11 protein-coding genes are annotated in these 12,136 nt (G+C 70.7%); 2 read left to right on the top strand and 9 right to left on the bottom strand.

All coding sequences use genetic code 11. The annotated features are described in order from the left end of the window. Window positions 1–327: 327 nt before the first annotated feature. The 9 genes from FPZ12_RS26975 to FPZ12_RS26935 are packed head-to-tail and all read right to left on the bottom strand — an operon-like array spanning window position 328 to window position 9,429. Window positions 328–1,110 carry an IclR family transcriptional regulator gene (locus FPZ12_RS26975; RefSeq protein ID WP_166462922.1) on the bottom strand — a complete coding sequence of 261 codons (783 nt, stop codon included), beginning with the start codon at window positions 1,108–1,110 and terminating at the stop codon, window positions 328–330. 53 nt (window positions 1,111–1,163) lie between these two features. Beyond that, window positions 1,164–2,153, bottom strand: coding sequence for a PaaX family transcriptional regulator (locus FPZ12_RS26970; protein ID WP_144757692.1), 990 nt, complete (start codon window positions 2,151–2,153; stop codon window positions 1,164–1,166). Between the two features lie 10 nt (window positions 2,154–2,163). Further along, window positions 2,164–3,438: a 2-hydroxyacyl-CoA dehydratase family protein gene (locus FPZ12_RS26965; protein WP_144757691.1), complete on the bottom strand. Its 1,275-nt coding sequence runs from the start codon at window positions 3,436–3,438 to the stop codon at window positions 2,164–2,166. Beyond that, window positions 3,435–4,469 carry a 2-hydroxyacyl-CoA dehydratase family protein gene (locus tag FPZ12_RS26960; RefSeq protein WP_144757690.1) on the bottom strand — a complete coding sequence of 345 codons (1,035 nt, stop codon included), beginning with the start codon at window positions 4,467–4,469 and terminating at the stop codon, window positions 3,435–3,437. The genes FPZ12_RS26965 and FPZ12_RS26960 overlap by 4 nt, the downstream gene beginning before the upstream one ends. Continuing rightward, window positions 4,469–5,707 (bottom strand): CaiB/BaiF CoA transferase family protein, encoded by a 1,239-nt coding sequence (locus tag FPZ12_RS26955; RefSeq protein ID WP_144757689.1) that lies wholly within the window; start codon window positions 5,705–5,707, stop codon window positions 4,469–4,471. The genes FPZ12_RS26960 and FPZ12_RS26955 overlap by 1 nt, the downstream gene beginning before the upstream one ends. Beyond that, the gene (locus tag FPZ12_RS26950) at window positions 5,704–6,840 is read right to left on the bottom strand and encodes a CapA family protein (RefSeq protein WP_144757688.1); all 1,137 of its coding nucleotides are present in this window, start codon (window positions 6,838–6,840) and stop codon (window positions 5,704–5,706) included. The genes FPZ12_RS26955 and FPZ12_RS26950 overlap by 4 nt, the downstream gene beginning before the upstream one ends. After that, on the bottom strand, window positions 6,837–7,622 hold the full coding sequence (locus FPZ12_RS26945; protein ID WP_144757687.1) for an amino acid ABC transporter ATP-binding protein: 786 nt from the start codon (window positions 7,620–7,622) through the stop codon (window positions 6,837–6,839). The genes FPZ12_RS26950 and FPZ12_RS26945 overlap by 4 nt, the downstream gene beginning before the upstream one ends. Further along, a complete protein-coding gene (locus tag FPZ12_RS26940; RefSeq protein WP_144757686.1) occupies window positions 7,619–8,494 on the bottom strand; it encodes an amino acid ABC transporter permease in 876 nt (291 codons plus the stop codon). Before FPZ12_RS26940 ends, FPZ12_RS26945 begins: the two co-directional genes overlap by 4 nt. Window positions 8,495–8,508: 14 nt before the next feature. Beyond that, window positions 8,509–9,429 (bottom strand): transporter substrate-binding domain-containing protein, encoded by a 921-nt coding sequence (locus tag FPZ12_RS26935; RefSeq protein ID WP_144757685.1) that lies wholly within the window; start codon window positions 9,427–9,429, stop codon window positions 8,509–8,511. Between the two features lie 191 nt (window positions 9,430–9,620). On the opposite strand from FPZ12_RS26935, the gene FPZ12_RS26930 reads away from it, so the two are divergent. Both FPZ12_RS26930 and FPZ12_RS26925 read left to right on the top strand, forming a co-directional pair. Next, complete coding sequence (locus tag FPZ12_RS26930) at window positions 9,621–10,457, top strand: p-hydroxycinnamoyl CoA hydratase/lyase (protein WP_166462921.1); 837 nt, start codon at window positions 9,621–9,623, stop codon at window positions 10,455–10,457. Next, window positions 10,450–11,910 (top strand): acyl-CoA synthetase, encoded by a 1,461-nt coding sequence (locus FPZ12_RS26925; protein WP_144757683.1) that lies wholly within the window; start codon window positions 10,450–10,452, stop codon window positions 11,908–11,910. Before FPZ12_RS26930 ends, FPZ12_RS26925 begins: the two co-directional genes overlap by 8 nt. Window positions 11,911–12,136: the final 226 nt, after the last annotated feature.

Here is a 12,136-nt window from a genome sequence, read left to right as displayed (position 1 = left end):
CCGGGGCGGGCAAGGCCACCGTAAGCAGGATCCCCACCCCCGTCAACAGGGTCTTTGCGTAATACGGCATTCATTCCCACATCGCGGTAGCGGTTGACACGGCCCACGAAAACGGCCACGGTTCGCGAAAACCGTGGCCGCGGGAAGCGGGGTGGCGGGGTGTGTTGTCGAGGTGCGGCGGTGCCGCGCGGAGCGCTCCGGTCGAGCGCGGCGGGGCCGGGGATTCGAAGCGGCGCCACCCGCACGGGCCACTCCGGTCGAGCGCGGCGGGGCCGGGGATTCGAAGCGGCGCCACTCCAGTCGAGGCAGCCGCCAAAAACAGGGCCTCTACAGCGCGCCGAAGGCGATCGAGACGGGCAGGTCCTGCAACAGGATCGCCGCGGACCGCACGGCTTCGCCGAGTTCGTCCACCCGGTCGTCGCCCATCCGCGAGACCGGGCCGGTGATCTCGACCGCGATCCGCGGCCGGGTCTCGTCGCCCAGCACGGGCGCGGCGATGGTGCGCAACCCGGGCTGCGCCGGGTCGTCGAACACGCAGAATCCGCGGAACTGGATGGTCAGCAGCTCGGAGCTCAGCTCGTCGGCGCGCTCGCCCTCGACCCCGGCCTGCGCGACCACCTCGGCCACCGGTTCGTCGGCCAGCGCGAGCATCGCCAGGCCCAGCCCGGACGACAGCAACGGCACCTGCGCACCGGCCGCGCCGGTGAACCGCAGCGCGCTGGAGGACTGGACTGCCAGCAGCACCAACACATTCGCGCCCCGGCGAAGGCCCGCGCTGGCCGTCTCGCCCGTGCGCTCGGCCAGGTCCGCGAGCACGTCGCCCACCTCCGGCAGCCCGGCCGAGGCCAGCGACTGGCGCCCCAGCCGCAGCAGCAGCGGGCCGGGCACGAACCTGTCCCCGGTGGCGTCGCGGCACAGCAGGTTCCCCGAGCACAGGGTCCGGATCAGCCGGTGCGCCGTACTCACCGTGAGCTCGGTGCGCTTCGCCAGCTCGGTGAGGGTGAGCCCGGAACCGCTGCTGACCACCGCGTCGAGCAGCGCGGCGGCACGCGCCACCGACTGCACCTCGGAGCCGCGCTCGCGGGCGGACGTCGTTCGGGGAACTGTCACGGGATCAGGCATACCAAAACGACGGCCGGAAGCGAAACCCGACCGTCCACACGCTACTTCCGCTCCCCCAGCTCGGCGGCCTGGCGCTCGCGGGCCGCGCGCTCGAAGTCCGTGTCGCCGTGGGCGTGCCGTCCTTCGCGGTAGAGACGCTCGATCGTCGCGAACGTGTGATGCGCGGCGAGGTCCGCCAGCTCCGGCGCCCCCTCCCGGAGGATCGTGCGGAAGTGGTGCTCCCCCAACGGCCCCAGCGTGTCGTAGATCCGCAGGAACAGCTCCCGCGCTTCCGGCCGGGGCCAGCCGGGCGGGAGCAGCGCGGCGGGAAGATCCGGGTCCAGATCGGGAAAACGCCGCCACTCCGCGCCGATGGTCGCACGCACCACCAGCGCCTCGGCGGGCCCGACGCGGCCGCGCGCCGCCCGGTCGGCGAGCTTGCGATGGCGCTGGAGGAACGAGCGGTATTCCCCCGCCAGCGCCTCGATGTCGAACGCGCGCAGCAGCAGCCCGTCCTCGGGCCCGCCCGGCGCCTCCTCCGCGCGCAGCACGCTGCCGCGCACGCCCAGCTCCTCCAGCACGTCCAGCACCGGCTTGACCTGGTCGTGCGGGGAAACCCAGACGCCGTCGTACAACGGGCCGAACCGCAGCACGCGCAGCCTGGTGCGCAAGGACGACCGCGCGCCGCGCGCGCCCTCCGGCACCGAGAAGGCCACCACCGTCCACCGGCCGTCCCAGTCCGGCGCCGATTCACCGAAGGCCAGCATCCGGTAGCTGCGGTCGACGATCACTTCCGCGGTGCGCTGCGGGATGCCGTACGCCGTGGTGCGCCCTTCGCGGCTCGCCGTGACGAGCTTGCGCGCCGCGAGCCGCCGGAGGGCCGCCCGCGCGCTCTCCTCGGTGATGCCGAACTCGGCGAGCAGCCGCACCAGCACCTTCGACGGGATGTGCTCGTCACGCCAGAACCAGTAGTCGCCGAGCAGGCCGGTCAGCAGCCGCTGGGGCTCGGGCCCCTTGCGCAACCGCGGCATCGACACGTCAGGCACGCCCATCCTGCCCATGCTAGCCGACTCTCCGCCGGCCGCCCGGCGCGCCTTGCGTCGGGTTTCGCAGCCCGTCGAGCCAGTCCGTCATCGCCTCGGTCAGCCCGTCTCCGGAGCGCGCGTCCACGTTGTCCGCGTGCAGTTCCAGCACCGGGATCCCGGCCGCCCGCAACGCACGGGTGGTGAAGTACCCGCCGCGCGCGTCGTCCGAGACGAGGTGCACGACGCCGTCCACGCCGTGGTGCCGCGCCTCTTTGACGTACCACTCTGCCGACCACGGCGGCGTGTAGAGCTGGTCGGAGAACGCGGCGAACCGGGCGGCGAGTGCGCGCAGCGGGTCGCCGCCGTAGCGCAGGTACCCGTCGGCCGCGATCGCGAGGTACATCGACCACACGAACACCGCGCCGTGCGAACGCTGGAAGCGTTGGTAGAACTCGAGATCGAACCACAACCCGCGGCCGACCCACATCAGCCGCAGCTGTTCGTCCTCGCACACCGCCACCCCGCCGGCAACACGCTCGGCCACTTCGTCGTGGAACGCCCGGGCCGCGTCGCGCGCCCATTCGGTGCCGCGATGCCATTGCGGCACCATGACGCCCGGGATGCCATCGGTCACCGCGATCGGGCAGGGCCGCGCGGCGGCGATCAGGTCGCGGGTACGCCGGTTCCACTCCTGCTGTTCGTTGACCAGCGCCAGCACCTCCCGGAACCGGGTTTCGGAGAACACCCGGCCCGTGGTGGTTTCGAGGTAGCGGATGAGCCCGGTCAGCTCGCCGGTCATCAGGTCGAGCCGGTCGCCGCCGATCGCCTCCTCCCACCGGTGCGGCATCAGCTCCCACCAGCGTTCCGGCACCTCGTTCTCGGCCGCGCTCTCCAGCGGGTAGTAGGTGACGCCGGGCTGGGCGTCCCACACGTCGAAGATCTTGCGCGAGGCGTCGCCCGTGGTTTCCCCGAGCACGATGGCCGGCTTGGGCAGGCCGCCCCAAGGCGCCTGCGTGGGGTCGTCCTCGAACGCCGACGCGAGCGAAGTGGCGCTGTATTGCTCGCTGTAGTCCGGATATCCGCGCTCGCGCAGCAACCCGAGGTAGCGCTGGGTCTGCCGTTTCGCCGCGACGATCGAAGCCCACCACTGGTTCACCACGTACGGGATGCCCATCGCGCGGAAGATCTCCTGCGGCGCGTCGGCGTTGACCAGCGCCAGCGGGGCCCCGGCCGCGACCTCTTCCCGCATCCGCGCGAACCATTCGCGCTGGTACCGGGTGGCGGCCGTGGCGGAAGCCAGCCGATCGGTCATGCGTACGCTCCCGTCACGATCTCGGTAAGCGCTTGCCCGGTCAACCCGCCGTACGGCTGGCGCTCGGCCAGCACGGCAGGCAGGTCCGTGGCCGCGCGCTGTTCGGGGAAATCCCACGGCGGCGCGTCGTCATGCTCCCGCGCGTAGGAGATGAGCACCTCCGCGCCGCATTCCCGGGCGGCCGCGGCGGTGTACGCGGCGCGCTGCCGCACGGAGGAACGCGGCGCGGTCGGGCCGTTGTACTGGTAGCGCTCGGCGAGGGCCAGTTCGGTCGGCGCCGCGCACGTCCGCGCGAACCGCGGGCCCCAGTCGTGGTCCTCCCCCACCACGAGGAAACCGTTGTCCTCCAAGCGTTCGTAGACGCCCGGATGGTCGTGCGAACTCCCCGTCAAGAACGCCCGCACACCCTCGCGCGCTTCGCCTGGTGCCAATCCCTCCACCAGCTTGGTCGCGTGCTCGACCGGAAGGGCGGTGGTCGCGGCGACCACGCCGAGCCGTTCGCTGCCGCACGAGAAGGACGCCTCGCCGAGCGCCCGCCGCAGCCGGTCGTGAGCGGTGATCGCTTCGGCGAGAGTGTCGTCGTCGATCGTGCGCCATTGCCCCAGCCAAGCCCGGAACTTCGCGACTTTCGCGTGCACGTAACGCGTCGTGGTGTGGTGCGGCAGATGCAGCACGTCCACGAGGTACACGGGTGGCAGCTCCAGCTCCACCCGTTTCAGCTCGCGCAGCGCGTAGAACAACCGCAGCGAAGCCTCACAATCCCGCGAGACGACGATCGCTTCCAGTTCGCCGTACCGCCCGGACAGGAGTCCATTGAGGACAGACCGGGCGACGGGATCGACGCCGCGCCCCAGGTACGGCTCATCGACCTCGGCCGGATTTCCGAACAGCCGCAAGGGAAGCAGGCCCGCGGCCGTGATCAGCTCCACCGGCACGTCCGCCCCGACGCAGCCCACCACCGGCCGCCCGGCCGAATGCGCGGCACCCACCCTGTCCGCGGCCACCGCGAGCAGCTCCGACAGCGCCGTCATCAGATCACCGACTCCGCCACCAGCTCCGCGAGGTCTTGTTCGCTGTAGCCCAGCAGTTCGCGGTACACGTGTTCGTTGTGCTCACCGAGCGCGGGCGCGGGCCGGTCGAGCGATACGCGGGCGGCGGAGAACCGGATCGGCACCCCGGTGCCCGCCAGGTCGGCCACCGCCCCGTGGGCCGGGTGGCGCAGCGGCACCACCTCCTCGCGCTCCCGGACCAGGGGATCGCGCACCGCCTCGCGCGGCTCGCGGACCTCCGCCGCGGGCACGCCTTCCGCCGTGAACGCGGCCAGGATCTCCGCCAGCGGGCGCTCCCGGCACCACTCGCGGATCAAGCCGTGCAGTTCGTCCGCCGAGCGAACGCGCTGGTCACGGGTGCGGTACCGGTCGTCGTCCGCCAGATCCGGGCGGCCGATGGCCCGCAGCACGCCGTGGGCGAAGGTATCCGTCGGGGCGCACAACGCGACGAAACCGTCGGCGGCGGGCAGGATCCCGAACGGCGCGAGCCGCGGGACCATCGAGCCCGTCCGCTGCGGCAACCCCACCGCGTCGAAGGCGTCGAACGGCTCGCACGCCACCAGCGAAGTCAGCGCGCCGAGCATCGACACGTCCACGTGCTGGCCCTCGCCGGTGTGCTCGGCCTGCAACAGCGCGGAAACCGTGCCCACCACGGCGAACAGCGGCGCCAGCAGGTCGCCGATCGGCAGCCCGAACCGCACCGGTCCCTCGTCCGGCTCGCCCGCGGTCATCATCACCCCGCTCAGCGCCTGGATGATCGAGTCCATCGCCTTGCCCGAGCCCGGCCCGCCCTGCGCGCCGAACCCGCTGATCGACGTGTACACCAGGCGCGGGTTGATCTCCCGCACCTCGTCGTAGGAAATGCCCAGCCGGCGGGTGACGCCCGGGCTGTAGTTCTCCACCAGCACGTCGGCGTCGCGCACCAGATCCGTGAACACCTTGCGGGAGCGGGGGTTCTTGAGATCGAGGGTGACGCTGAGTTTGTTCCGGCCGCGCAGCAGCATCGACACCGACAGGTCGTCCTCGTGCCTGCGCGCGAGGTTCAGCCCGTCGCGGCCGAGGTACGGCGCGTTGTTGCGGGAGGAATCCCCGCCGGTGGCGGGGTTTTCCACCTTGATGACGGTGGCCCCGAGCCCGGCGAGCAGCAGGGTCGCGTACGGCCCGGCGAGCGCCGTGGTCAGGTCGATGACGGTACGGCCGGCCAGTGGCTGGTCGGTCATGAAGCCCCCTCGGTCAGGTCGATGAGCGTTTCGGCGCCCCGGTTTTCGAACCGCGCGTTCAGCCGGGCCGCCCGCGTGATCTCCTCGATGTAGCCGCTGACTTCCGCGCCTTCCGGGCTGCCGCCGACCGGCGCGGGACGGCCTTCGCCGTCGATCCAGCACGGCACGAACCCGGCTACGCGCAGGCCGTTTTCGTCGAAGCGGCAGAAGGCGACGGCGGTGTTGCGGCTCTCGGGGTGGAACGGGAAGAACGGCATGTGCGGGATCGGCGTGAACCCGTAGAGCTTCGTGCGCCGCTCCGCCCATGCCTTCAGCTCCTCGGCCCCGGTGCCCTCGCCCGGGGTGAGCGCGTGGGTGACGGTCACGAAGTTGCCGAGTCCGTGGAAGATCGGGCGTCCTTTGTGGACCTCGATGCCGCGCATGATGTGCGGATGGTGGGAGAACACGGCGTGCGCGCCCGCGTCGACGGCCGCCCGCGCGACCGGGCTTTCGTACATCGCGACCACCTTCGGCGTGTGCCCGACTCCCTTGTGGAGTGACACGAGCACGATGTCGCAATCCTCGCGCAGCTTCCGCACGTCTTCGGCCATCGCGTCGAGGCTGTCCGGGTCCGCGAACGTGTAGACCTTGGGCGGGCCGCCGGGGCTCGCGTGGTCCAGCTCGTAGTGCGTGAGCACGTGCACGTACGCGCAGCCCGGTTTCCTCGACGTGGCCCAGGATTCCCGGGGGCCGACGCAGTTGTACGACAGCACGCCGATCCGCAGCCCGCCACGTTCCACGATCGCGGGCCGCCGGGCCTCGGCGAGGTTCGCTCCCGCCCCGGCCGTGACCAGCCCGGCGGCGCGAGAATGCGCGATGGTGTCGGCGATTCCCTCGTCCCCGGCGTCGCAGATGTGGTTGCCCGCCAAGGTGACCACACCGAACCCGGCGTCCGCGACGGCCTTGAGCGCGGCCGGGTCCGCCGGGGGCGCGGGCACGTCGGTGCTCTGGGAGGTGGTGGTGTGCGAATGCGGGACCTCGATGTGCCCGATCGCGAGGTCCATCCCGCGCAGCAGCGGCGCCGCGGGCGCGAGGAAGGACGCCGGGTCCGGTTCGTCGAGGATGAGGTCGCCGACGGCGCCGATGGTGATCACGAGACGCTCTCCTGTTCCGCCCGGTGCCTCGACAGGAACCCGCGCAACCGCTCGCTGCGCGGGTTGCCGAACAGCTCGGCCGGGCTGCCTTCTTCGACGATCCGCCCGGACTCCATGAAGACGCACCGGTCCGCCACGTCGCGGGCGAACGCCATCTCGTGCGTGACGACGACCATCGTGGTGCCCGTGGCGGCCAGATCCCGCAGCACGGCCAGCACCTCGTCGACCAGCTCCGGGTCGAGCGCGCTGGTCGGCTCGTCGAACAGCATGATCCGAGGCCGGGCCAGCACCGCGCGGGCGATCGCGACGCGCTGCTGCTGCCCACCGGAAAGCTGCCGGGGGTAGTGTCCCGCCCGGTCGGCCAGGCCGATCCGCTCCAACAGCTCCGTGGCTTCACGCTCCACTGTGGACCTGTCACGCCGATGCACGCGGATCGCCGCGTCGGTCACGTTGCGCAGCACGGTGAACTGCGGGAACAGGTTGAACTGCTGGAACACCATGCTCATCCGACGCCGCTGCAGCGCGATCTTCCGCTCGCTCAGCGACCGCAGCCCACGCCCGGAACGCCGGTACCCCAGCAGTTCCCCGTCCAGATACAGCGCTCCGCCGTCGATGGGCTCCAGCTGGTGGGCGCACCGCACCAGCGTCGACTTGCCCGATCCGGACGGCCCGATCACCACCACGGTCTCGCCCTCGTGGACGTCGAGGCTCACACCGTCGAGCGCCCGCACCTGCCCGAACTCCTTGCGCACCTCGCGGATGCTCAGCACCGGGGCGTTCACCGGCTCCTCCTCTGCGCGACGTGCCCGCGCGAGAACCGCCGCTCCAGCCTGCGCTGCCCCGCCGTGGCCGCGGTGACCACGACGAGATACCAGAAGCAGGCGACCAGGAGCATCGGCACGATCTCGTAGTTGCGGTTGTAGATCACCTGCACCGCGTGCAGCAGGTCGGACATCGCGATCACCGACACCAGCGCGGTTCCCTTGAGCACGTTGACGAACTGGCTGCCCGCCGGCGGGATGATCACGCGCATCGCCTGCGGCAGCACGATCCGGAACAGCGTCTGCCCCGGCGGGTAGCCCATCGCCCGCGCGGCGTCCCGCTGGCCGGGGTCGACCGCGCCCATCCCGGCGCGGAAGATCTCGGCCAGGTAGGCCGATTCGACCAGGGACAGCCCGATCACCGCGGCGGTCAGCGGGGTGATCACCGTGTTCGCGTCCCAGCTGCCGAACACCGGCCCGAACGGGATGCCGAGCGACAGCTTCGGCAGCAGGTAGGCCAGGTTGAACCAGAAGATCAGCTGCACCAGCGGCGGGATGCCGCGGAACAGCCCGACCCACGCGGTGGCCACCCAGCGCGCCGGCCCGAACCCGCTCAGCTGCGCGGCCGCGACGAGCCCGCCGACGACCGAGCCGAGGACCATTGCCGCGACGGCCAGCACCACCGTGGTGAGCAGCCCGGACATCACGGACTTCTCGAACAGGTACTTGCCCACCACGTCCCACTGGAAGCGGTGGTTGCCGACCAGGAACACGGCCAGCTGCGCCAGCAACACCAGCAGTACCACCGAGAACACCCAGCGCCACGGCCGGAATCGCGAACGCGCCGAGGCGACGTCGTCCCGCGGCCCTGCCACGGCTGCGACTTCCTCCATTGTGGACACCGCGCTCACCCCGCCGACGCGACGTTGTAGAGCGGCTGCGGGACCGTGACGTCGTCCAGGCCCCACTGCTTCATGATCCGGGCGTACGTGCCGTCGCGGAACAACTCCTCGTAGGCCTTCTCCAGCACCGGCCCGAGGTTGCCCGGCTTCGGCACGTACAGCGCCAGATTGTCCTTGGTGGCGCCCTGTTCCTCGGTCTGCGTCACGTACCGGTACACGCCCTTCTGCTGGTTGGTGACGTCGATCGCGGCGGCCTGCGTCATGCCCGCGGCGTCGGCGCGGCCGGACTTCGTGGCCAGCAGGGTGGCGTTCGTGTCGTCGAGGCCGATCGACTGCGCCGCCGGGCGCCCGGTCTTCTCGCAGAACGCAGAGAGCTTCTTCAGCTGCTCTTCGACGACGCTCGCGGTGACGACCGCGACGCGTTTGCCGCACAGGTCCTCGGGTTTGCCGATCCCCGCCGTGGAATCCGACGGGACCACGTAGGAGGTCCGCGTGGTCATCCAGGTGATGGTGTCGAACTGCTGCTGGCGTTCGGCGGTGGCCTTCACCGGGCCGTTGAACGCGTCGTAACGCCCGGACAACATGCCCTGCAGCGCCGCGGAGAGGTTGCTGACGATGGTGGTTTCCGTGCGCACGCCCAGGATCTGGCCGAGCGCCTGCTGGAAGTCGTGGTCGATCCCGGTGACCGTGGTGCCGTCCGCGCCCACGGTGCGGTACGGCGGATGGGAGTCGCCGGCGAACCGGATCAGCCCGGCGTCCTTGACCGCCTGCGGCAGCTGGTCGTGCAGGGACTGCACGGTGGTGAGACTGGGCGCGGCGGCCGTGGTGGTCGCGCCGTCGTCCACCGTGCAGCCGGCGACGGCGAGCGCGGCCCCGAGTACCACGGCGATGGTGCTTCGACGCCCTTGACGAAGTGGGGAACCCATAGCGGTTTTCTTCCTACGCGTGGCCGGTGAACGGCACAGGGAACGGGGAACCAGCGAAGGGATTGACAACTGATTTCGAGCCGATCGTTGCACGATGTGTCGCACGTTTCAATCCTCCGGCCCGCCCTTGACTCGGCCCTGGGAGCGCTGCTACTCCTATCTCAGGATTCCTGATAGACAAGGTGTGGATGATGAGTGCTGAACCGTGGGGCGAAACCGTCCTGGTCTCCTTCGACGAGGGCATCGCCTGGGTCACGCTGAACCGGCCGGACAAGCGCAACGCGATGAACCCGCGGCTCAACGACGAGATGGTCCGCGTGCTCGACCACCTCGAGGGCGACGAGCGGTGCCGGGTGCTGGTGCTGACCGGGGCCGGGGAGTCGTTCTCCGCGGGCATGGACCTCAAGGAGTACTTCCGCGAGGTGGACGCCGTCGGCAGCACGGCGCTGCAGATCAAGGTGCGACGGGCGAGCGCGGAATGGCAGTGGAAGCGGCTGGCGAACTGGAGCAAGCCGACCGTCGCGATGGTCAACGGCTGGTGCTTCGGCGGCGCGTTCACCCCGCTCGTGGCGTGCGACCTGGCCTTCGCCGACGAGGAGGCTCGGTTCGGGCTCTCCGAGGTGAACTGGGGCATCCCGCCGGGCGGCGTGGTCAGCCGGGCACTGGCCGCGACGGTGCCGCAGCGCGACGCGCTCTTCCACATCATGACCGGCGAACCGTTCGACGGCCGGGAGGCCGCGCGGATGCGGCTGGTGAACGAAGCGGTGCCCGCGGCGCGGCTGCGGGAGCGCACGCGTGAGGTGGCGCTGAAGCTGGCGTCGATGAACCAGGTCGTGCTGCACGCGGCGAAAGCGGGTTACAAGATCGCGCGGGAAATGCCGTGGGAGCAGGCTGAGGACTACTTGTACGCCAAGCTCGACCAGTCGCAGTTCGCCGACCAGGCCGGCTCGCGCGCGAAGGGGCTTTCGCAGTTCCTCGACGACAAGTCGTACCGGCCCGGGCTCAGCGCTTTCGACCCCCATGCGTAACCAGGGCCTCGGGTCGTGGCCCGCGCGGCGCGCCAGGATGACCCCGGATGCGGTCGCCGTCCAGCACGGCGACCGCACCCTCACCTACGCCGAACTGCACCGCCGCGTCACCCGGCTCGCGCACGGCCTCGGCGCGTCGGGCGTGCGCACCGGGGACAGGGTCGCGTATCTGGGCCCCAACCATCCGGTGTACCTGGAGGTGCTGTTCGCCTGCGGGCTGCTCGGGGCGGTGTTCGTGCCGGTGAACTCGCGGCTCGCACCGTCCGAAGTGGACTATGTGCTGCGGGATTCCGGGGCGGCGTTGTTGATCCACACCTCCGCGCACGCCGCGCACGAGAGTGTCCGGAGTGTGGAGGTCGGCCCGGAGTACGAGGAACTCCTTGCGGGCCAAGGCGAAGCGCCCGATCTTCCGGTGTCCCTCGACGACGTCTGCCTGATCATGTACACCTCGGGCAGTACGGGGAAACCCAAGGGCGCCATGCTCACCCACGGCAACCTGACGTGGAACAGCGTGAACGTGATCGTGGAGACGGATTTGTCGGGCGCCGAGCGCGCGCTCGTGGCCGCTCCCCTGTTCCACACCGCGGCGCTGGGGATGATCTGCCTGCCGACGCTGCTCAAGGGCGGCCGGGTGCTGCTGCATTCGTCGTTCGACCCGGCTGCCGTGCTGGCGGACATCGAACGGGAACGGGTCACGCTCATGTTCGGCGTACCCACGATGTACGACGCGCTGGCGGCGCAGCCGGGTTGGGATACGGCGGACCTGTCGAGCGTCCGCACGCTCCTCTGCGGCGGCGCGCCCGTGCCGACGACCACCATCCGCCGGTATCTGGAGCGAGGCCTGAGTTTCGTGCAGGGTTACGGGATGACCGAGACTTCGCCGGGCGCGCTCGTGCTCGATCCCGCGCACGTCACGTCGAAGATCGGCTCGGCCGGGGTGCCGTCGTTCTTCACCGACGTCCGCGTCGTGTCCGAGTCGGGCTCGCCCGTGCCGCCGGGCGAGCGCGGGGAGATCGTGGTCAGCGGCCCCAACGTGCTGCGCGGCTACTGGGGACGTCCGGAGGCGACGGCGGAAGTCCTGCGGGACGGGTGGTTCCACTCCGGCGATGTCGCGACCGTCGACGAGGACGGGTATGTGTACGTCGTGGACCGGCTCAAGGATGTGATCATCTCCGGCGGCGAGAACATCTACCCGGCCGAGGTGGAGAACGAGATCCACGCCTACCCGGGCGTCGAATCGTGCGCCGTGATCGGCGTCCCGGACCCCAAGTGGGGCGAAGTCGGGAAAGCGATCGTGATGGCGAAGGACGTCGCGGCGGACGACTTGCTGGCCCACCTGCGGCAGCGCCTGGCGGGCTACAAGGTGCCGAAGTCAGTGGAGTTCGTCGAGGAACTCCCCCGGACCGGATCGGGCAAAATCCAGAAAACCGAACTCCGCGCCCGCTACAGGTGACCCGGCAACGGGACGCGAGCCACACCAGGCACCAACCGCCACCCGGCAACGCGACGCCCCCGCACCAACCGCCACCCGGCAACGAAAGCCGGGAACACCCACCGACCACACCCCTCCACCGCCCCGATCCCCAGCCTGCTCTTGCGATCTTGGCGCTGGGTCAAGGCATCTTTCCCGCCTTGACGCGGCGGCAAGATCGCGAACACTCACAGATCGGGGCGGTGGA

It is taken from the genome of Amycolatopsis acidicola (genome assembly GCF_007713735.2).
Taxonomy (GTDB): domain Bacteria; phylum Actinomycetota; class Actinomycetes; order Mycobacteriales; family Pseudonocardiaceae; genus Amycolatopsis_E; species Amycolatopsis_E acidicola.
This window is presented reverse-complemented; position numbering and strand designations above follow the sequence as displayed.

Bases quoted from the DNA above. Each gene is read 5' to 3' on its own strand.
- FPZ12_RS26965 (WP_144757691.1), bottom strand. From the start codon at position 3,438: ATGACCGATCGGCTGGCTTCCGCCACGGCCGCCACCCGGTACCAGCGC.
- FPZ12_RS26930 (WP_166462921.1), top strand. From the start codon at position 9,621: ATGAGTGCTGAACCGTGGGGCGAAACCGTCCTGGTCTCCTTCGACGAG.
- FPZ12_RS26970 (WP_144757692.1), bottom strand. From the start codon at position 2,153: ATGGGCGTGCCTGACGTGTCGATGCCGCGGTTGCGCAAGGGGCCCGAG.
- FPZ12_RS26940 (WP_144757686.1), bottom strand. From the start codon at position 8,494: ATGGAGGAAGTCGCAGCCGTGGCAGGGCCGCGGGACGACGTCGCCTCG.
- FPZ12_RS26955 (WP_144757689.1), bottom strand. From the start codon at position 5,707: ATGACCGACCAGCCACTGGCCGGCCGTACCGTCATCGACCTGACCACG.
- FPZ12_RS26935 (WP_144757685.1), bottom strand. From the start codon at position 9,429: ATGGGTTCCCCACTTCGTCAAGGGCGTCGAAGCACCATCGCCGTGGTA.
- FPZ12_RS26960 (WP_144757690.1), bottom strand. From the start codon at position 4,469: ATGACGGCGCTGTCGGAGCTGCTCGCGGTGGCCGCGGACAGGGTGGGT.
- FPZ12_RS26925 (WP_144757683.1), top strand. From the start codon at position 10,450: ATGCGTAACCAGGGCCTCGGGTCGTGGCCCGCGCGGCGCGCCAGGATG.